Source organism: Caballeronia sp. LZ016 (genome assembly GCF_031450805.1).
Lineage (GTDB): Bacteria > Pseudomonadota > Gammaproteobacteria > Burkholderiales > Burkholderiaceae > Caballeronia.
The window spans coordinates 468587-487785 of record NZ_JARTVY010000004.1; the positions used below are offsets into that span (position 1 = coordinate 468587).

At 64.6% G+C, this 19199-nt stretch carries 19 protein-coding genes; 6 read left to right on the forward strand and 13 right to left on the reverse strand.

Annotated elements, in window-relative coordinates:
- From bcsQ to bcsB, 6 genes are read right to left on the reverse strand one after another with little or no spacing between them, the layout of a single operon-like run.
- Positions 1-765 (reverse strand): cellulose biosynthesis protein BcsQ, encoded by a 765-nt coding sequence (gene bcsQ / locus P9220_RS22640; RefSeq protein WP_309767866.1) that lies wholly within the window; start codon positions 763-765, stop codon positions 1-3.
- Positions 762-953 (reverse strand): hypothetical protein, encoded by a 192-nt coding sequence (locus P9220_RS22645; protein ID WP_309767867.1) that lies wholly within the window; start codon positions 951-953, stop codon positions 762-764. The genes bcsQ and P9220_RS22645 overlap by 4 nt, the downstream gene beginning before the upstream one ends.
- A complete protein-coding gene (locus P9220_RS22650; protein WP_309767868.1) occupies positions 950-2719 on the reverse strand; it encodes a BcsE family c-di-GMP-binding protein in 1770 nt (589 codons plus the stop codon). Before P9220_RS22650 ends, P9220_RS22645 begins: the two co-directional genes overlap by 4 nt.
- Positions 2720-2748: 29 nt before the next feature.
- Positions 2749-6564: a cellulose synthase subunit BcsC-related outer membrane protein gene (locus P9220_RS22655; RefSeq protein WP_309767869.1), complete on the reverse strand. Its 3816-nt coding sequence runs from the start codon at positions 6562-6564 to the stop codon at positions 2749-2751.
- Positions 6549-7730 (reverse strand): cellulose synthase complex periplasmic endoglucanase BcsZ, encoded by a 1182-nt coding sequence (gene bcsZ, locus P9220_RS22660; RefSeq protein ID WP_309767870.1) that lies wholly within the window; start codon positions 7728-7730, stop codon positions 6549-6551. The genes P9220_RS22655 and bcsZ overlap by 16 nt, the downstream gene beginning before the upstream one ends.
- 3 nt (positions 7731-7733) lie before the next feature.
- Positions 7734-9908: a cellulose biosynthesis cyclic di-GMP-binding regulatory protein BcsB gene (gene bcsB / locus P9220_RS22665; RefSeq protein ID WP_309767871.1), complete on the reverse strand. Its 2175-nt coding sequence runs from the start codon at positions 9906-9908 to the stop codon at positions 7734-7736.
- Positions 9909-10579: 671 nt separating this feature from the next.
- Here bcsB and P9220_RS27105 point away from each other — a divergent pair.
- Positions 10580-10666 (forward strand): hypothetical protein, encoded by an 87-nt coding sequence (locus P9220_RS27105; protein WP_404980320.1) that lies wholly within the window; start codon positions 10580-10582, stop codon positions 10664-10666.
- 259 nt (positions 10667-10925) lie between these two features.
- Positions 10926-11792 (forward strand): ATP-grasp fold amidoligase family protein, encoded by an 867-nt coding sequence (locus tag P9220_RS22670; RefSeq protein ID WP_309767872.1) that lies wholly within the window; start codon positions 10926-10928, stop codon positions 11790-11792.
- Here the strand turns inward: P9220_RS22670 and P9220_RS22675 are convergent.
- Positions 11719-12285: an SLATT domain-containing protein gene (locus P9220_RS22675; protein ID WP_309767873.1), complete on the reverse strand. Its 567-nt coding sequence runs from the start codon at positions 12283-12285 to the stop codon at positions 11719-11721. The two genes, P9220_RS22670 and P9220_RS22675, sit on opposite strands and share 74 nt — an antisense overlap.
- A 138-nt stretch (positions 12286-12423) precedes the next feature.
- Here P9220_RS22675 and P9220_RS22680 point away from each other — a divergent pair, with 138 nt between their 5' ends.
- From P9220_RS22680 to P9220_RS22690, 3 genes are read left to right on the forward strand one after another with little or no spacing between them, the layout of a single operon-like run.
- Positions 12424-12651 carry a hypothetical protein gene (locus P9220_RS22680; protein ID WP_309767874.1) on the forward strand — a complete coding sequence of 76 codons (228 nt, stop codon included), beginning with the start codon at positions 12424-12426 and terminating at the stop codon, positions 12649-12651.
- Between the two features lie 54 nt (positions 12652-12705).
- Complete coding sequence (locus tag P9220_RS22685) at positions 12706-13137, forward strand: hypothetical protein (RefSeq protein WP_309767875.1); 432 nt, start codon at positions 12706-12708, stop codon at positions 13135-13137.
- A gap of 23 nt (positions 13138-13160) precedes the next feature.
- Entirely contained in the window at positions 13161-13385 is a 225-nt protein-coding gene (locus P9220_RS22690; protein ID WP_309767876.1) for a dihydrofolate reductase family protein, read from the forward strand.
- 43 nt (positions 13386-13428) lie between these two features.
- Here P9220_RS22690 and P9220_RS22695 read toward each other — a convergent pair whose 3' ends face one another.
- From P9220_RS22695 to P9220_RS22715, 5 genes are all read right to left on the reverse strand, one after another.
- On the reverse strand, positions 13429-14223 hold the full coding sequence (locus P9220_RS22695) for a transporter substrate-binding domain-containing protein (RefSeq protein WP_309767877.1): 795 nt from the start codon (positions 14221-14223) through the stop codon (positions 13429-13431).
- A gap of 43 nt (positions 14224-14266) precedes the next feature.
- Complete coding sequence (locus P9220_RS22700) at positions 14267-14995, reverse strand: amino acid ABC transporter ATP-binding protein (protein WP_309767878.1); 729 nt, start codon at positions 14993-14995, stop codon at positions 14267-14269.
- Positions 14979-15632: an amino acid ABC transporter permease gene (locus tag P9220_RS22705; protein ID WP_309767879.1), complete on the reverse strand. Its 654-nt coding sequence runs from the start codon at positions 15630-15632 to the stop codon at positions 14979-14981. The genes P9220_RS22700 and P9220_RS22705 overlap by 17 nt, the downstream gene beginning before the upstream one ends.
- Positions 15629-16375 carry an amino acid ABC transporter permease gene (locus P9220_RS22710; RefSeq protein ID WP_309767880.1) on the reverse strand — a complete coding sequence of 249 codons (747 nt, stop codon included), beginning with the start codon at positions 16373-16375 and terminating at the stop codon, positions 15629-15631. Before P9220_RS22710 ends, P9220_RS22705 begins: the two co-directional genes overlap by 4 nt.
- Positions 16376-16475: 100 nt before the next feature.
- A complete protein-coding gene (locus P9220_RS22715) occupies positions 16476-17324 on the reverse strand; it encodes an NAD(P)-dependent oxidoreductase (RefSeq protein ID WP_309767881.1) in 849 nt (282 codons plus the stop codon).
- A 137-nt stretch (positions 17325-17461) separates the two neighbouring features.
- On the opposite strand from P9220_RS22715, the gene P9220_RS22720 reads away from it, so the two are divergent.
- On the forward strand, positions 17462-18211 hold the full coding sequence (locus tag P9220_RS22720; protein WP_309767882.1) for a FadR/GntR family transcriptional regulator: 750 nt from the start codon (positions 17462-17464) through the stop codon (positions 18209-18211).
- A gap of 11 nt (positions 18212-18222) precedes the next feature.
- Here P9220_RS22720 and P9220_RS22725 read toward each other — a convergent pair whose 3' ends face one another.
- Positions 18223-19128 carry a hypothetical protein gene (locus tag P9220_RS22725; RefSeq protein ID WP_309767883.1) on the reverse strand — a complete coding sequence of 302 codons (906 nt, stop codon included), beginning with the start codon at positions 19126-19128 and terminating at the stop codon, positions 18223-18225.
- Between the last annotated feature and the right edge of the window lie 71 nt (positions 19129-19199).

Here is a 19199-nt window from a genome sequence, read left to right on the forward strand (position 1 = left end):
TCAAGCCGTTTCGCCGTGCGCGGACAGCCAGCCGTCGAGCCAGCGGGCCAGGCCGTGCAGGTCGTGAGAAATCTGCGCATGCGGCGCGGCGTCGAAAACCCACACGCCGCGCGCGAACGCGTCGGGCAGCGCCGCATCCCGGTGCAGCCGCTGCGGCAGGATCACCCCGTCGCCGACGCGCGCGCGCAGCAACGCCAGCGCATCGCGGTGCATCTCGTGCGTCGGATGCAACTGGTTCACGACGATGAAGAACGCCGCGCCGCCCCGCCGCATCCGGTCAATCGACGACGCCAGCGACACGCATCCCGCCGGCTCCGGCGTCGTCACGCACAGCACGAGATCGGCGGCGCGCATCGCCGCTTCGGCCTGCTGCGACGGATAACGCGCCGCATCGATCAGCACCGCCGCATCCGGCCGCTGGTCGATGTCGCCGAGCGCGCCCGCGAGCCAGCCGGGCAGCGCGGCGAACGCGGCTTCGCTCGGCGCTATCTCGTCCGGGTCGAGCGCGCCGTAGGGCACGAACATGACGCCGTCGTCGTTGCGAAACGACTCGGCGTGCCAGTCGCTGCTGCTGTCGAGCAGCGCGTGAACGAGTCCGCGCGGCGCGAGCGCCTCGAGGCCCAGATACGCGCCGAGAATGTTCTGCGCATCCAGCTCGATCGCGAAGACCTGACGCGCCCGCCGCGCGAGCAGCACCGCGAGCGCGCTGCAGATCGTGGTGCGCCCCGCCCCGCCCGCCGTCGATACCACTGCGATCACGGTCATCGGCCGTTCCCGTCGGGCGCGGTGCTTGGGCCGCCCTCGGCCCGCACGAGCCGCGTGTCGCTGACGACGCGTTCGAGCCGCAATTCGGGCAGCGCTTCGCTGCGGGCCCGCCTTCGATGCCCGATGACACACAGCGGTATCGCGATGGCGACGCCCGCGCCGACGCACGCAAGGAGCATCGTCATCATGCGTCCACCTCTCGACGGATCGGCAGCGTGCAGCGCTCCGCGCGCCGGGGTTCGCGCAACTCGCGCTCGGGCATCGCCGCGCCGGCGACGGGAGCCCAGTGCAGCACCCGCGACGGCGTCCCGCCGCCGGCCGCCGCGCGCGGCATCGGTGCCGGCGCGATCGGCAGCACGTCGCTGTAATCGGGCGCATGGACGCGGCGGGCGCGTTCGCGCATCGCGTCCAGTTGCTGCGCGATGCCGCTGCCCGCGTACAGCCTGCGTTCCGCGAAGAAACCGGCGCCCGACGTGCCGAGCATTTGCGCGAGACGTTCCTGCGCGTCGGGCGGCTCGCACGCGAAGAGGAACAGATAGACGCGCGTGGCGTCGACGGTGGCGAGCCGCCCCGGCTGACGCGACAGCGTCGCGCATAGCGCGTCCAGATGCGACACGTCGGGGCCGAGCGTCAATTCGACGAGCACATGCGGCAGCGCGAGCGGCGCGCTTCGTTGCAACGCCGCGGCGACGCGATCGCAGAAGCGCGCGAGCGGCGCATAACCGGCGATGCCGTCCGGCTGCGCGGCGGCGAACGCGGCGGCGGGATCGTCGACGGTCGCGCCCGTGTGGACGTGGCCCTGCAGCGAGCGCAGCGCGCACAGCAATCGCGAGATGGAAAGATCGCGATCGGCCAGCACCGCGTCGGCGCCGACGCGCAGCAGCAGAAGCTCGTGATTCAGGGCGATGGCGTCGCTGCGTTCCACGACCGCGATCTTGAGCGCCCCGCCGCATTGCAAGCGCCGCGCGTGGATCATCGTGCATAGCTCCGCGAGCGATGTCTGCGCGTCGAGCGTGAAGAAGACCGATGCGGCCCGCGCCTCGCCGCACGCCGCGAATACCGAGGCATTGTCCGCGTGCAGCTCCCAGTCGCCGGGAAACCACGCGTCCGGGTTCACGAGCGCACGCGGGATGACGACGCGGTGTTCGTCGTCGATGAAGGGCTTCGACGGAATGCGTCCATGCGACGGCGACTCCGGCTCCGCGACGAGCGCGCCGGCCGCGTTCAGCCGCAGCGCGCAGGTCTCGTTCGCGACGAGCGTCTGCCCGGTGCGCCAGAAGTCGACGTGCCAGCGCAACTCGCCCGCCAGCTCGCCCATCCGCGCGACGCCCGCAAAACGCACATGAAGCGTCTCGGAGCTCGCATACGCGCGCGCCGGCGGCTCCGCGCGGAACACGAGGATCATCGAGACCGCGCGCTTCGCGCACCAGCGCGCAAGAAATTCACCCTCGCGGCCGAGCGCGGCGGGATCGTCCCAGCTGAACCAGCGCTCCGCGCCTTCGATGATCGACAGCGAATGCGAGCGCAGGCCGCGCTTGCACAGCGCACGCAGGGCTGCGCGCAGCGGCGTTGCGGCGCCGTCCGGGGGCATCGCGAGCACGTTGAGATGACGCGGCCAGCCCGGCGCGCGTTCGTCGGCGGACAGGCCGCGCGCGCGCAGTTGCGCGGCGATCTCTTCGCCGGCCAGCGCGCGCACGACCGTCACGTGTTCCGCACCGGCCTTGCGCGCCGTGTTCCAGATGAGCGCATCGCAGGCGCGCGTGCCGGGCGTCGTGTAGATGCCGTGCACCGCGCCGCGTGCGAGCGTCGACCATTTCTCCGGCAGGCCGTCGATGACGAGCCGTTGCGTGGACCCCGCGCGCGGCAGGCGTCGCACCGTGGCGCGCAGCCCGGCGAGCCATCCCGCCGGCCGCTTCGTCGCCCGGCTGTAACTGGCACAGGTCGCGTCGTTCATGGTTTCTCCCAGTTTTGTAGAAGTTATCGTTAGTAGCTCGAATAAAGACGGACGGGCCGCGTCTGCATGCCGGTGTCGCGCTTGCGGGCATCGAAGTCGTATCGCACGTAGACCATGCCCGCGCTCGGCATGTAGTCGTGAGAATGTTCGATCGAAAGGCGCACGCCCGCGACCAGCTTCGGATTGAACCGATACTCGAGCACGCCGCGAAACGCGTATGAGAAGCCGCCGCCCGAGCCGCCCCTGAACACGTTGTTGCCGCCGCCCTGCACGTTCGCCGACGCGGGCAGGCCGATCGGAAAATACGGCGAATCGCGTTCGTAAGTCCACGACATGCCGACGACCGCCTCGACATCCCAGGTGAACGCATTGCGCCGTCCCGTCCACTCGACAGGCACGCCGAGCGCGAGATACCGCTGCGGGCTGTAATAGCCGCCCTGTCCGTAGGTATAGAAGCGCAGGTTGTTCGTGTAGTGCCACGCATTGCCGACGAGCCCGGTCGACACGCGCATGTCCGGGCGCTCGTAGACCGGCACTGCGAAGCCGGCGCGCGCCGTCACTTCCTGATTGGTCTTGACGTTGTGCCCGGTCAGCACGCCGCCGCCGATGCTCGCGAACACATTGACCTTGCCGATATCGACCGAGCCGCGCACGTCGATGCCGTCGCGCCGCACGCCGCCCCACACGACGCCCGTCACCGGATCGCGCGCGCCCGCGTACGACAGCTCGCTGCCCGTCTCCGGCCGCCGCGACGCGCTGACCGTGACGCTCGCCTTGTCGGTCTCGAAGCGATACCGGAGACCCGCGACGACGTACTGCACCGGAAAGCCGAGCGGCGTCGTGCCGAGATCGAAGCGCCACGCATCGGATTGATAGCCGGCCCCGATCGCCACGCCGAACGCCCGCTGATGCACCGACGCCACGAGCGGCGTGCCGGCCGAGCGCGCCGCGAAGGTGCCGAAGGTGTTGCGCGTATAGCTGTCGATGTCGGGATTCTGGAGCGTGCCCGCATCGAGATGCACGGTGTCGACGTGCGCGAACAGATGCCCCGCATAGCCGATCGGCACCTGCCCGTACACCGGCACCTGCTGCGCGTGATAGTTGGAAATGCCGGCATCGCCCGATTTGTAGGCGAGCAGGAAGCCCGCTTCCACGTCGGGTTCGCGGCGCGCTTCGAGCTGATCGAGGGCGCGCTGCGCGGGCGACGTGCCGCGATCGGCGGCAAGGCCGGTCGCCGTTTCCTGAGCGATCGCCGTCTTGTAGAGCGACGCCGCTTCGTCGAACTGATACGCGCGCTGCGCCAGCCGCCCGGCCTGCACCGTCACGTCGGGCCGCTGCGGATACTCCTGCCGCAAGCCCGCCGTGATCGCGCGCGCTTCGTCCGTCTCCTGTAACGATGCGAGCCGCCGCACCGCGCCGAGCCGCGTATCGACGTCATCGTGCGGGGCCTGGGACAGCACGCGGCGCGTCACGGTCAGCGCTTCGGCGCGTTCGCCGCTGTCTTCCAGCACGCGCGCGAGCGCGAGTTGCGCTTCGGTATCGTCGGGCGCTTTCGCGAGCACCGGTTCGAGCTGCTCGCGCGCCACCGCGAAGTTGCCCTGCCTGCGCTCGACCTCCGCGAGTTCCAGCGTGTAGCGCCGGTCCGCGCGCCCGGCCGGGCTCACCGAAGCGAGCACCTTGCGCGCGCGCTCGAAGTCGTCGTTTTCCAGCGCTTCGTCGGTCTGACGCAGCGCGAGCCGCAACGCCTGATCTTCCAGACGCGCGAACTGGCGCTTGTTGAGCCCGCCGCGCTCTCGCAACGCATAGTGCCAGGCCTGCAATTCGCGGTCGCGGTGCGAGCTGCTGAGGAGATCGCCGTAGCGCAGGCGGATGTCGGCGTCGGCGGCGTCCGGGTGCGCGTCGATCCAGTCGCGCAGCAACACGACGCCCCGGTCCGGCTCGCCCTGGTCGATATACGCCGCGCCGACCGAGGCGAGCAGATACGGATCGTCGCCCGCCTTGTCGCGCGCTTCCTTCAGCGCGGCGGCGGCGCGTTCGCGTTCTCCGTGCGATGCCGCCTCGCGCGACGTTTCGAGCGCCTCGTGCACGTCGAGCTTGCGGACCAGTTCGCGCATGCCGTCGGTGCGCTCGCTCTCGGGCAAGGGGGCGATCAGCGCCTTCGCGCTGCGGACATCGTCGAGCGAATTGTCGTAGAGCGCGGCGGCATAGCGCATCGACGGCGCCTGACTGGCCGCGAGCCCGTCCTCCATCACGCGGCGTCCGAGCTCGGGCGATCCCAGATCGCGATACAGCCGCGCCAGCGCGAAGCGCGTCCACGCGGCGTCGGGATTGAGCTTCAGCGCGGCTTCGTAGTGATCGGCGGCAGGACCGTCGCGGCCGTCGGCGTGGAATCGCTCGGCCTGCTTGACGAGCAGTTCCGCGCGCATCTGTGCGATCTCCTGCTTCTCCTTCGGCGACGCGACGCGGCGCTGCAGCGAATCGAAGAGACTCTCCAGCTCGGCGGTGCGCCCGGTGCGCTCGTACACGACGCGCAGCGGCGCGACCGCGTCCAGATTCGGCTTGCGCGCCGCGAGCAGACCGCGCAGCAACGGTTCTGCGTCAGTCCATCGCTGCTGGGCGACGAGCGCGTTCGCGAGCAAGAGGCGCGCGTCGTCGTTCTTCGGCTGGATGCGCAGAGCCGCACGCGCGGCGCGTTCGGCATCGGCGGGACGGCCGCTCGCCAGCGCCTCGCGGCTTTTGGCGAGCGCGCTCCAGAGTTCGGTCGTGCGCGCGAGACCGACCCATTTGCTGCGGTTGTCCGGCGCATGCTCCGCCGCGCGCATGAAAAGCGCGTGCGCGGCGTCCTGATCGCCTGTGCGAAGGCGCAGCAGCCCGAGTCCGCCGACGGCGTCGGGATCGTCCGGGCGGGCCGCCGCCGCGCGCACGAGCAGCGGCTCCGCGCGCGCGAGATCGCCCTGCGCGAGCGCCGCGAGTCCATGCTGCCGCGCGATGTACGCGGGATCGCGTTCGAGGCGCTGCTGGGCATCGACGGCCGTTTCGAGTCCGGCGAGGCGCTCGCGCATCTGATCGTCGTCGGGGACCATCTCGACATAGGCGCGCAGCGACGGCAGGAACACCGGCTCGTCCGATCCCGCCTTCAGCACGCGCCGCCAGACATCGAGCGATACTTCGCGGCTCACGTCGTCGCGACCGACGAGCGCATGTGCGATGCGTTCAGCTTCGGGGCGCGTCGCGCGTTCGTTGAGCAGGACGGAAAGCACGAGCGCGGCATCGACATCGTCGGGATTCGCGGCGAGCGCGCGGCGCAGCGCAGTCACCGCCTGCGGGCGGCCGGCATCGGTTGCGCCGAGAATCTTGTTGTACTCCGCGCCGAGCGGGCCGCACGGCGCGCCGTTCGGAAAGAACGCCTTCAGGCGGCGCAGCGCTTCGTCGGCGCGGCCACTGCGCGCAAGCAGGCGGATGCCGGCCATCTCCTGCCGGCCGGTCGTCGCGACGCGGTATTCCTCTTCGATGCAGCGCGTCTCCACGGCATCGGGCGAACGTTTGCGCATGCCGTCGAGAATGGCCTTCGCCGGTTCCGGCTGCCCCAGCCTCAACAGAATGCGGATCTGTTCGGCGAGCAGCATCGGATCGTCCGGGGCGATCAGCAGCGCCTTCTGGAGCTGCGACAGCGCGAGGTCGTCGCGATGTTTCGCCGCCCACATCCGCGACATGTCGTAGAAGCGCCCGGCATCCTCGGGCAACGCGCCAGGCGGCGATGCGCCCGACGCCCGCCCCGCGCCCGGTGCGAGCAGCAACGCCGCGACCGCGCCCCCGAAGGCGCCCTGTCTCATCGAGGCGTGCATGTGGCGCTCCATGCGGGACTGAGCGTGCCGTCGGCGGCGAAGCGATAGCGTCCCTCGTACCAGCCGATGCCGAATAGCGACAGCACGCTCGTGTAGTAGCCCGGCGCGCTGTCCGCGTTGAGTCGTGCGACGCGCGCAGCCTGTCCCGACGCCAGCGCCCGTTCTCCGAGCGACACGAGAAACGGCACCGCCGACGCCGAGAAGCCCGCGTTGCCGTCGTTGGCTGCGGCGGCGCCGGTCGCGGCATCGACCTTCTCGGGAGGCGCGCCGCGCGCCGCGATGAAGTCCGCGAACGGCACGAGATGCCGGCGCAAGGCCGCGCCGTGCGGATCGCCGCCATCGAGCATGCCGGCCCACAGGTAGACGCGGATCGCGTTGTAGGACCCGGTCGTATCGTCCGTTGCGCTCGCCTCGCGGTCGAAGGCATGGCCCACGCGATACGTCGCCCAGTCCGGCGCGAGGCCGCGCGGGGCGGAGTCCCTCAGCATGACGGCGCTGCCATCGACGAGCTGCTGCCAGCGTCGCTCCGCCGGGAAACGCGTCGCCAGTGCGCGCAGCACCTGCAAAGGCGCATAGCTCGGATTGACGATCCACGTGTTCTCTGACGGATGAAAGCCGACCGTGCCCGGCATCAGAAACCGCCCCACGCCCGCGACGGGGAACGTCTCGTCATCCAGCACGCGGGCTGCGAGGCGCGCGCCGCGCAGCGAATAAGTGCGCTCGCCCCACAGCACGCCGGCTTCGAGCAGCGCATAGGCGATCCACAAATCCGCGTCCGAGGCGGGATTCGAATCGAGCACGCTCCATGAGCCATCGCTCGCGCGGCCCCAAAGCCATGCCGGAAGATGCCCCGTCAGATCGCCTTGCGCGAGATTGTTCTCGGTCCAGTGCATGATCCGGTCGAAGGCGGCGCGGTCGTTCGCCACGAGCGCGAAGTAGAGTGCATACGACTGCCCCTCCGACACGGTGCGCCGGTCGGCTTCGCTCGGATCGATCACGCGGCCATCGTCGGACACGAAATCGCGCTTGAACTGCTCCCACGCGGGCCACGGGCCGCAGCCTTCGGCCGCTTCGACCCGCGCGGCGGGCATGAGGACGAGCGCGACACAGAGTCCGGCCACGCCGATGATGAGCCGAAAACGCAGGGCGGACACGAGGCGGATCATCGGTCAGAATCCCTGTCGACGCTGCGCCAGGCGCTGCAGCAAGTTGAACGCGCCGACCGCGAGCAGCAGCCCCGCCAGCACGCCGAGGATGCCGAGCAGCACCGGATGCCGCGACGCGAAGCCGAGCACCCGGTCGCGCCAGGGCACATGGCCCACGGCATAGCGTTCGCCGATGCGCGCGCTCTCGACGCTGTCGCGCTGGATCACGGCGACGTCGTCGCGAATGAGGCCGACGAGTTGCGGATCGTCGAACGCATCGAGCAGCTCGCGCGCGTGGGCGGCGTCGCTCGCCACCAGCGCGACGACCGAGCGTCCTTTCGCGACCGGCGACTGGAAGCCGTACACCGCCGACAGCGCCGCGTCGGGATTCAGGCGCAGCGCGCCGGCTCCGGCTTGCGGCGATGTCGCCTTCGAGAAACCGACGCGCTTCACATCGGACACGCGGCTATCGACGGCAAGCGGGATCGACTCGCTCCAGGCGCTCACAAGCGGCGTCGCGGGCGAACCGCCGATCATCAGCACGTCCTTGTCGGCCAGGCGCGCGGTGTCCGATGGACGCGCGACCTGCACGCGCAATGCCGGATAACCGGTCCACTTGCCGATGCGGCCCAGCATCGTCAGCATGGTCTCGAGTTCGTGAGGCGCGGGGTGAACAGGCACGACGACGACCGTCTGCGACAGATCGGCCATGCGGGAAAACGGGAAGCCGCTGTTGGCGAAATACGCGAGGTTGGGCATCGACGCGTAATGCACGAAGCGGCTGAAGTCGATCGTCGAATCGGGATCGATGGACGCGCGCGCCGGATTGCCGGTTGCACTGGCGCATAGCGTGCTCTTTTCGGAATCGAGATTGAAGCGGAAATCGAGCTGGTTATCGCCGACGAGCTGATAGGCCGGCACTTCGAGCTCGGCGGTCGAGCCGCGTGCACCGGACGACTTCGCGCCGGCCGCCTCGCCGTTCGGCGTCAGGCGATACGACTTGATCAACTGCTTGTTCATCTCGATGGACAACGCGGAGTTGTTCTGGACGCTCGGCGCGGTATAGCGGTAGCGCACATCGAGCGGCGCGCCGACTTCGTTCCACGACGTCAAGTCGACAGGCACGCGCAAATCCAGGCTGATGGTTTCAAGCGCACCACCGAGCGATTGCAATTGTTCAGGACGCTTGACGATTTCCGCGAACCGCACGGGGCGGTCGACCGGCGTCCAGCGCGGCGCGTCGTAGGGCTTGCGTTCCGGTTCGGGATCGCGGCGGCCGATGTTCGTGACCGGCCCCGAGAGGCCCGGCGTGCGTAGCACCAGTGCATAGGCCGCACTGTCGACATCCTGGGCATTCGCACCCGTCACGATCAGCAGCTTGTGTCCGGGCGCGGCCGGATTCTCCGCGATGACGAGCGCCGGTCCGCTGATGCCGGCGGGACGAACGTTCGGCGGCAAGTCGTCGAGACGGCCGACGATCACGGCGTGGTCGTTCTTCGGCAAGTCGGGCGTGACGGGAAAGCGCGCCTTGCGGTAATCCGCGAGGGACCCGAACCACGAAGCAATCACCGCGGCGGTGCGCAGACTGGCATCGCTCGCGTTCGATGGCAGTACGAACGTGAGGCGCAACGGATTGACGTCGTGCTCGTCGAAAAACGGAGCGGGCAGAAGCGCGAGTTCGTTCGGCAGCGTGATCGGCACTTCATCGAGCACGATCTCGCTGCTCGAACTGATATCGGTCCACAATCCGGTGTTGCCCGGGTCCTCGCAATGCTCCATCGAATAATGCGCGATCAGCTTCAATTGCAGCGCGCTGTAGTCGGTCATGAGGCGCGGATCGATTTCGATGTCCTGCGTCACGGTCCGCCCCGCGCTTTCCGGTGCGAACCGCAGCGTCGCGACGACCTGGTCGTTGATCGACACCTTGAGATGGGACATCGGGAACAGCAATGCGGGCGAGTACGAATAGACGAGCCGCAGACGCGCGCTCTTGACGATGCGGTCGCGCCTCACGCCTACGTTGACCGTGCGCACGTCTTCGAGTCCGCGCAGACTGAGTGTCCGATATGCGCCGAGCGCTGAGAACGGGATGTGAACCTTGCCGTCGCTCGCGGGCGCGGCTTCCGTGGGCGATGCTTGCGCCGCGCTCGACGCAGCCTCGGCGAAACGTGGCAGGACAGCCGCGAGTGACGCGATCATCGCGACAACGAACCAAAGTCCCGCCCTTTGCAACATGAGAACGAACGACCGGTCTTCTCGCTGAAACCGCACGTTCGCACGAATGCCCGCCTCGCTGCCGCGCGCCTCCCGCTTTATGACGATCGTTAGCATCACTAATCTCGCACGCGTTTTTGTGGGGCTATTTCCAAGCTCTCAGTCTTTTTTACCGCGCAGCCCGGGCAATCGTTGTTTCATTGGCGTAGGCATCTGGAGCCAAACTCTATAAACACACGATAGTCCACAATGTGCGGCTCCGCACACAGCCTTACGAATTGTCATTTCGTTTCACACGCTTGTCAAAAAAGAGTGAAAACGCTTTACGGACTTCTCCGTAAATCGACTGTATCGATGCGTCCTCCTAAGTGGACGGACGCTGCCTCAAATAACGTGTGCTAAACCTTCGCGGCAATGGAATCGACGCAAACGCCCGACGGAGACCAATCGCGCGGTGCAATCGTTGAGGATTGAGAAACGAGCGCAAAATTGACCGGAGCCTTGCGCGCTCTATTCGCGCTGCGAAATTCCGTCAAGGGTTTTCATGCGGAGCGGCGCAAGAAAATCTTGTTTGGGCGGGAAGTTGTCGTTTGTGCCATTTTCCTGCCATTCATCGTTGTCCTTGACATTTCCGCTAATCAACGGCTGTACTTGCCATTAACCCGTTGATGGAGATACTCGTCGAATTGATCAACTGCAGTATCGAAGCAGCAATCGATCGCATTTCGCTGGAACGACATTAAGTATCGCGTGTGTTAAAGACCGCGAAACCCCGTCATGGGCTACGATCTGCACAACAACCATCATTCGATGGCTCTGGTCCTAACGCACGAACGTCCATTTCACGCAAGCCCAGACGAACAGTCCATGTCTGTGCGATACCGCGCACGGCGTCAGTGGAAGCATTTTCATGGAACTAGACCGTTGCCTATTTTACAAACGTAAGTATCATTTGTTCGCTCACTGACACAACGACACACCGCGTCCTATCCGGGAGAAAGAATGTCGCTTTCCAAAAGGTTGGTCGACGGCGCCAAGGACTGGCTGCCCGATAGCGTATTTTTGCGCATCGCCCATTTGCACAAGGTCGGCCGCTTTCCTAATATCAAAGCGCCAAAGACCTTCAACGAAAAGATTCTCTACCGCTGCCTGTATCCGGACCCGAGGTTCGTCGATCTGACAGACAAATTGACCGTGCGCGACTACGTTCGCAGCAAGATCGGCGAAGAGCATCTGCCGAAGCTCTATGCCGCTCCGGACAAGTTCACGCGCGATGTCTTCGACGCCCTGCCCGATCGCTTCGTGATGAAGGCGAATCACGGCAGCGGCTTCGTCAAGCTCGTGCGCGACAAGTCGCAGACCACGTTCGAGGAACTCCATGCGCTGGCGCAGCAGTGGCTCGCCACGGACTTCTACCGCGTGGCGCGCGAGCGTCATTACCGCACCATCAGCCCGCGCATTTTCTTTGAGGAACTGCTGCTCGAACAGACCGGCATCGTGCCCGCGGACATCAAGATGCATTGCTTCTTCCGCGCGGGCGAGCGCAAGCCGACCGTCTTTACCGCGCTGATCTCGGATCGCTTCGGCGAGCATCCGCGCGGCGACATGTACGACGGCAACTGGAACCGCCTCGACATTGCAATCGGCCATTACGCACGCAGTGAAGTGCCGCTGCCACGGCCGGACAACTTCGACAAGCTGCTGTCGATTGCGACCGCGCTCGCCGAAGGCTTCGAATATGTGCGCGTCGACCTGTACGCACCCGGCGACAAAATCTATTTCGGCGAATTGACGTTCACGCCGGGGGCCGGCGTGTTTCCGATGCGTCCGGATGCCGTCGACTATGAATGGGGCCGGTTGATGAGTTGAGCGAGACGTGCGGCGCCGCCTGCGCGATGCGATCCAGTTCGTCGCGCACGGCACTCATGTCGCACGTGTTGCTCACGGCCTCGCCGCTGCTGCCTTGCGCGTGCATCGCTTCGAGTCGTCGCCGGACCGCGCCATAGAGAGCGCCTGCTCTTCGATGAAGATCGGCGCGCTCGTTATAGCGAAGAAAGGTCTGCAACGAAGCCATAACGGCCGCACCCATGCTCGCCATGCCGACGACGATGCGTAACTCGGGCGAAACCGCAGCCGTCACAAGCGATAAGAACGACGACGTGCCCGTGAGCGCGGTCATTCCGATTACGGCAAGCCCGAGCCGCCTTCCGTATGCAGATAGCCGGTCCGCCATTGCATAGTGGCGTATCTGCGCCTCGCGAGCGCGCTTGGTCCATAGCAGCAGCAGTGTTCGAACATCGTCAGGTGGATGGTATTCGCAGCAGTCTTCGGCCTGCTCCGCGATTGGCGACAAGAAAGTCATGTTTGAAGCGCTTTACGGTTGAATGCCTACAACTATCGACCACAACCCGGACATGAATCGTCTCTTAAGCGCTCGCATGTGAACTTGGCTTGCGGCTTGCTGCGTCTTCCGCGGAATCGTTAATTTCATGGAGGGCTTATGTCCACGCATGCAGGCAGGTCGCAGGAAGATCGCATTTCAGCGCGCGAAGGGGAGAAATTGCCGTCGCAGGAGCAGGCGGGCGGCGACATGGCGGTCGAAGGCACCGAAGCGGGAAAGAACGCAAGCAGCGGAGCGTTGTCCGAAGCGGGCAAGGACGTCTGGCGCCAGGGAAGCACCATCGATCAGGAAGGGCCGCTTCCGCCAGACAGCAAGGAAGAAAAGTAGCGCGTCGGGCATGTGCTTTGCGCCAGCGTCCACTTTTTCGGCGCTGGAGCACGTATGCATATCGTTTGCCACATGATGTCGTCGGTCGACGGCCGCAGCCTCACCGACGGCTGGCATCTCGGCTTTGCCTCCCCCTGCTATGAAGACACCGCCGCGACATTCAAGGCGGACGCCTGGGCATGCGGGCGCGTGACAATGCAGGAAATATCGCACGGCAAGGACCGCGATTATCCGCGCGGACTGGCTAAAGAGCCGATTGCGCGCACCAATCATTTCGCCGCGCGCGATGCCAGTCAATACGCGATTTCCATTGACCCCAAGGGACGCGTCGCATGGAAAAGCAGCACGGCACTCGACTCGCATATCGTCGAAGTCCTCGCCGAAACCGTTGAGGACGACTACCTCGCCTATCTCAATCCATCGGCGCATCGTACTTATTCGGCGGCAAAGAAGACATCGATCTCGAGCATGTCGTCGAGACGCTAGAGCGCGAATTAAGAATCGATAAGTTGATCGTGGAAGGCGGCGGCCACGTCTCGGGCGCGTTCGTCAATGCGGGGTTAGCCGATGAAATAAGCGTACTGCTGATGCCGCTCGTCGACGGACGCGAAGCCCACCCGTCATCCTTTGAAGTGGGAATGGAAAAGTGGCAAACGCCGGCGTATCTGAAGCTGGAGTCAGTCGAAAAACTAGAGAGCGATGTTGTGTGGCTGCGCTACACCCGCAAGGGCTGATTCCCTGAAGAAGCGGCGGATGATCCGCCGCTTCTGAAGCGCCTTAGCTCTTGCGGACGGCATCCGGCAAGTCACGACCGTGATACTTCTTGTAAATCGTGTTCAGGTTGCCATTCTGCATGTTGGTGTGAACCCAGTTGTTGACCCAGTCCTTGAGGCGCGGCTGGTCCTTGTTCATTGCAATGCCGAGATCGAAATTCTTCTGCTCGAATTTCATTTCGATGTGACGTTGCGGCGCGCGGCGCTGCATTTCCTGCAGGTTCGACGGCGTGCTCGAGAAGATATCGATCTGGCCCGTCACCATCGACGTGATGAGGGTTGCATCGTCTTCATAGCGCTGAATCTGCGCGCCCTTGGCTTGCTGCGTCGTCAGCGTGTCGTTGACGGTTGCACGCGTGAGGCCGATGGTCTTGCCGTCGAGATCCGCATAATCCTTGACCTTGGCGCTGTTGATGCCGCCCACGATGATCGTGATGACCGCATACGGCGTCGAGAAATCGACCACTTTGGCGCGCTCGGGCGTAATGGAGAGATCGGCGATCACCAGGTCCGCGCGCTTGGCCTGCAGGGTCGGAATGCGCGCCGCATTGGTGATTTGCACGAGCTCCAGCTTCACGCCGAGATCCTTGGCAAGGGCCGCGGCGGTGTCGACGTCCGAGCCTGCAGGCTTGAGGTTCTCGTCGGCATAGCTGAAAAGCGGCGTGCCCATCGCAATGGCGACGCGAACCACGCCGGCCTTCTTGATGTCGTCGAGTTGATCGGCCATCGCGCTATGCACCGCGCCCGCGAACATGAAGGTTGCCAGGGCAGCGCGTGCAATGAATTTGCTGGCTTTCAAGTGGTGTCTCCGTCGTTATGAATGTACAGAAGTTGAAGCGGGGTTAAAGACCGTTATCGAGGAACGCTCGCAATTCGGGCGTGCGCGGGGCGTCGAGCATGCCGCCATCGCCGACTTCCCAGACCTTGCCGTGATGCATGTAGATGATCCGGTCCGCCACGCGCTTGGCGAAGGCCATTTCATGCGTGACGAGCAGCATGGTCATGCCGTCCGCCGCGAGGTCCTCCATCACGCGCAGCACTTCGCCTGTAAGTTGCGGATCGAGCGCGGATGTCACTTCGTCGAACAGCATGACCTTGGGCGACATGGCGAGCGAACGCGCGATCGCGACTCGCTGCTGCTGTCCGCCCGACAACTGCTCGGGATACGACTCGGCCTTCTGCGCGAGTCCGACTTGCTCGAGCACCCTGAGCGCAATGCGCCGCGCTTCGTCGCGCGACATCTTCTTCACGTGCCGCAGGGCGAGCATGATGTTCTCTTCGACCGTCAGGTGCGGAAAGAGGTTGTAGCTCTGAAACACGATACCCACTTCCCGCCTCAAGCGATGCAGGTCCACCTTGGGATCGTCGACACGAATGCCGCACACTTCGATTTGCCCCTGATCCACTGTCTCCAGCCGGTCGATGCAACGCAAGGCCGTGCTCTTGCCCGAGCCGCTCGCGCCGATCACCGCAATCATCTCGCCCTTGTTGACTTCGAAGGACACGCCCTTGAGCACGTGATTGGAGCCGAAGCTCTTGTGAATATCGCCGACCTTAACGATTGCTGACATTGAGCTTGTTCTCCATCGATTGGCTCCAGCGCGAGAGCGGATAGCACAGCAGGAAATAGAACACGCCGACCAAACCGAAGATGAGGAACGGCTGGAAGATCGAGTTGTTGATGATCTGGCCCGCGCGCGTCAATTCGATGAAGCCGATCACCGAAGCAAGCGACGTCATCTTGATGAGCTGCACGAGAAAGCCGACCGTCGGCGGCAAGGCGAGGCGCATGGCTTGCGGAATGATCACGAGCCGCAGGCTCTGCCAGCGCGACAGCGACAGGCATTCGGCGGCTTCCCATTGCGGCCGTGGCATCGCTTCGATACAGCCGCGCCAGATATCGCCGAGATAGGCGCTCGAATAGACCATCAACGCAATCCCCGCCGCGACGAGTGCGGGCACCTGATAGCCATAAACCGACAACCCGAAATACACGATGAACAGCAGAATCAGCAACGGAATGCCCTGAATCGCTTCGATGAACACGAGCGCCGCGCGCGAGAGCCACCGGCGCGGCGAGATGCGCGCGAGCATCACCACGAAGCCGCCTAATCCGCCGAGCACGAACGCAAGCACGGAGAGCGCAAGCGTCCAGCCGATGGATTGCACCAGATAGACGAGGTGCGAGTACGTGAATCCGCCGCTCATGCCGCGCCTCCGGGAATGACCGTATCGATGCGTTGCGGATCCGGCGGCGTCTTGCCCGCGCGTTTGGCTGCAAGACGGATCGCGCGACGGCGCTTGAACACATGCTCGCCGATTGCCCAGGCAATCAGCTTGATGAGCAAGGACAAGGCGAGGTAAAGCGCCGCGACCACTATGTAGGTTTCCAGCGAGCGGAACGTATCGGACTGCACGGTATTGGCCACAGCCGTGAGCTCTTCAGCCGAAATCTGCGATGCGACTGCGGACGCCTGCATCATCAGCAGAAACTGGCTGGTGAGTGCCGGATAGACCTTCTCGATCGACGGCTGCAGCATCACATGCCAGCCGATTCGCCACTTCGGCAAGCCGAGACATTCGGCGGCTTCGATCTGTCCGCGAGGCACCGATTCGAGACCTGCGCGGATGATTTCGGCTGCGTAGGCGCCGATGTTGATGGTCATCGCGAGCGCGGCGGCTGCGAAGGTCGGCATGCGCAAGCCGATACTCGCAAGTCCGAAGTACAACAGGAAGATCTGCACGAGGAACGGCGTGTTGCGCACCGCCTCGATATAGACGATGCACGCGCGCGAAAGCACGGGCACCCTGGCGCGCTTCGCGAACGCCACGAGCATGCCGAGTATCAGGCCGAAGAACACGGCCACGCACGTCATCTTGAGCGTGAGCCACGCGCCGAGGAGAAACGTCGGCCAGTACGGCAGCAACGGAGAGAAGTCGAGAGAAAACATGGCAGCGATGTCCCTGGAAACCGGCTGTACCATTAAGCGCAATTGACGTATGACGACTGACTACGCTACATGGCATTCATCATGTTGCATGCCGCATGCATTAAACCGGCGGCAGCGGATCGAACGGACCTATCGTCGTGAATACGCCGCCTTGCAGGACCGCGACAGGGTCGTCGGCGGCGGGAGGCGGCGTCGCTTCCACCTTCTCGCGAAACTGCTCGGACGAGTCCCGCGGTGTGAATCCGAGATGCGCGGCTTCGCGGTTGTCCCACCATGTGTACGCGTTGGCGGACATGCCGAAGACGATCATGTGCCCGACGTCAGGCGTGAAAAGCGAGCGCCGCAGCAGTTCGAGGAAGTCGTCATGGCTCATCCACGTCGCCATCATGCGGCGGTCCTTCGGCTCGGGGAACACCGACCCGATGCGAATACTCACCGTCTCGATGCCGTAGCGGTAGAAGTACAACTGCGCCATGTCTTCGCCGAAGGATTTCGACAAGCCGTAATAGCCGTCGGGCCGCTTCCGCGCGCTCGCATCGATCCGTTCGTCCTGCCGATAGAACCCGGTGACGTGGTTGGAACTCGCGAACACCACGCGCTTCACGCCGTGACGGCGCGCGGCTTCGTAGAGGTGAAAGACGCCCTTGATGTTCGCTTCCAGAATTTCCTCGAAGGGCCGCTCGACCGATACGCCGCCCAGATGGACGATCGCATCGCAGCCGGCGACGAGTGCGTCCACTGCCTGGCGGTCGGCAAGATCGCAGGGCACGACTTCCTCGTGCGGTGCGGCCTCGTTCGAGATCGCGCCCGGCAGATCCGAGATTCGAACGCTTTGTGCGAACTGGGCTACGCGGCGCCGAATCGCGGTCCCGATGCCGCCTGCCGCGCCCGTCAACAGCAAGCGTGTGAAGCCGCCACCCTGCGCGGGTGCGTCCGTTTGGTATGCCATGCGAATTTTGTCTCCTGCATTCACGCCTAGGGATTACCCTGCGCGCATGTTCTTGTACGTTGTCATATCACAACATGGCGCATATCATCACTTACCGGACGTTTTGTCAACGCTTGTCAAAACCAAACAGGAGCGCCGTGACGCCACCGCCCGATTCGTTCGCCTTCGTGAATGCTGTCTCACCCGCGCCCGGTGCGAGGCGCAGTCTGACGACACAACTCGTCGATGCGCTGCGCGCGCAGATCGAATCGCGTGTGTTATCGGCCGGCAGCCGAATCGCCACCGAGGCAGAGATGGTGCAACGCTATGGCGTGAGCAGGACTGTCGTGCGCGAGGCGCTGTCGAGGTTGCAGGCAGCCGGGCTCGTCGAGACGCGCCATGGCATCGGCACGTTCGTGTGCGAAGCGGCTGCATCGCCGCTCTTGCAACTCGATCCCGCCGATGTGGCCGGCTCGATGGACGCGCTTGCCATCCTCGAACTGCGCATCAGTCTGGAGACCGAATGCGCGGGGCTTGCGGCGATGCGGGGCGATGCCGCGAGGCTCGCGAGGATGCGCTCTGCGCTCGACGATTTCGCGGGCAGCGTCGGGACCGCCGCAGACACGGTGTCGCCCGACTTTCGCTTCCATCTCGAGATTGCGCACGCAACGGGGAATCGCTATTTCGTGGAGATCATGGAGCATCTCGGATTGCGCATGTTTCCGCGCACGCGACTGACAGCCACGGCGATACCCCACGACGACTACGCCGACTACCTGCTGCGCGTGAATCGTGAGCATGAGCAGATTGCGGATGCCATCGAGCGCAATGACGCCGATTCCGCGCGCACCGCAATGCGCCTGCATCTCATCAACAGCCGCGAGCGATTGCGGCGCGCGCAGAGTTGAAGCGTAGCCGCTTATTGCGGATACGCGGCGCGGCGCTTGATGTCTTCCAAAGGCGTAGCCGCCAGCCAATGGCAGTATTGATCAATGTAGCTGATATCGAGCGCATTGATATCGACGTCATCGTACGCGCCGTTGCGGTACTCGAACTTCGAAAAATAAGTGTCCGTATGCACCGCATGAATGTGGAACACGAGGCTGTCGATCTTCTCGTCGCAGAAGCTCTCTACATCGAGAATGCGCTCGCGTCCCAGGCGAAGAAACGCGTTGCCCGCTTCCGCTGCGGCAATCTCGGCCGCATACATGCTCGACACCCCCCGAAACCAGTCGGGCCATGTGCCCCAGTTCGCCGGATCGTCGCCGAAGTCACGCAGCAGCTTCTCGCACCAATACGTCTGCCTCCGCAGGAAAGGGACGACCAGCTGCGACTGCGCGAGCAGCGAACTGCCGCAGCCGAAATGATTGTGATGTATCACGCCATGCCGCTTGCAGAAGTCGAGCATCTTCTCGCGGAAGTCCGGCCTGCGGTGATAGTGACCGCGCCCATGCACCGGATAGCTTGGCCTGAAGTCAACAAGATTGCTGGTCAGAAACACATCGGCGTCGGTGCGCAGCAGGAAGGGATAGCGCAAGGCGATGTCATCGATATGAGGCCCCGACACGCAACCGATGGAATTCATGAAGTGGTAGCCTTCGAACGGGCTGCCCGGCACCGCAACAGGCAGACAGGGCACGCCGACAATGCCTTCGTCATCGAGAGGAAGCGCATGCGCAACGTCGGGATGATGAACCACGATCAAGTCGGACGTGGTCCAGTTGCCGCTGAAAATCCAGCTCTTGTAGATCCACTCGAATTCTTGCAACATGGTCGCACTATTGTCGACGTAAATCATCACGCCAAGCGTCTTGTTAGTCTGCACGTCATGTCTCTCCACTACGGTTAGGCGACTAAGGCTGGCGGGCAAGTCTACCTTGCATGCCGAGCCGCATC

What these genes read in the sequence shown, in the direction of transcription:
- P9220_RS22705 (WP_309767879.1), bottom strand. Translation starts at nt 15,632, where the DNA reads ATGAGCGGCGGATTCACGTACTCGCACCTCGTCTATCTGGTGCAATCC.
- bcsB (WP_309767871.1), bottom strand. Translation starts at nt 9,908, where the DNA reads ATGATCGCGTCACTCGCGGCTGTCCTGCCACGTTTCGCCGAGGCTGCG.
- P9220_RS22685 (WP_309767875.1), top strand. Translation starts at nt 12,706, where the DNA reads ATGCATATCGTTTGCCACATGATGTCGTCGGTCGACGGCCGCAGCCTC.
- P9220_RS22680 (WP_309767874.1), top strand. Translation starts at nt 12,424, where the DNA reads ATGTCCACGCATGCAGGCAGGTCGCAGGAAGATCGCATTTCAGCGCGC.
- bcsZ (WP_309767870.1), bottom strand. Translation starts at nt 7,730, where the DNA reads ATGATCCGCCTCGTGTCCGCCCTGCGTTTTCGGCTCATCATCGGCGTG.
- P9220_RS22645 (WP_309767867.1), bottom strand. Translation starts at nt 953, where the DNA reads ATGATGACGATGCTCCTTGCGTGCGTCGGCGCGGGCGTCGCCATCGCG.
- P9220_RS22675 (WP_309767873.1), bottom strand. Translation starts at nt 12,285, where the DNA reads ATGACTTTCTTGTCGCCAATCGCGGAGCAGGCCGAAGACTGCTGCGAA.
- P9220_RS22670 (WP_309767872.1), top strand. Translation starts at nt 10,926, where the DNA reads ATGTCGCTTTCCAAAAGGTTGGTCGACGGCGCCAAGGACTGGCTGCCC.
- P9220_RS22700 (WP_309767878.1), bottom strand. Translation starts at nt 14,995, where the DNA reads ATGTCAGCAATCGTTAAGGTCGGCGATATTCACAAGAGCTTCGGCTCC.
- bcsQ (WP_309767866.1), bottom strand. Translation starts at nt 765, where the DNA reads ATGACCGTGATCGCAGTGGTATCGACGGCGGGCGGGGCGGGGCGCACC.
- P9220_RS22650 (WP_309767868.1), bottom strand. Translation starts at nt 2,719, where the DNA reads ATGAACGACGCGACCTGTGCCAGTTACAGCCGGGCGACGAAGCGGCCG.
- P9220_RS22715 (WP_309767881.1), bottom strand. Translation starts at nt 17,324, where the DNA reads ATGGCATACCAAACGGACGCACCCGCGCAGGGTGGCGGCTTCACACGC.
- P9220_RS22655 (WP_309767869.1), bottom strand. Translation starts at nt 6,564, where the DNA reads ATGCACGCCTCGATGAGACAGGGCGCCTTCGGGGGCGCGGTCGCGGCG.
- P9220_RS22710 (WP_309767880.1), bottom strand. Translation starts at nt 16,375, where the DNA reads ATGTTTTCTCTCGACTTCTCTCCGTTGCTGCCGTACTGGCCGACGTTT.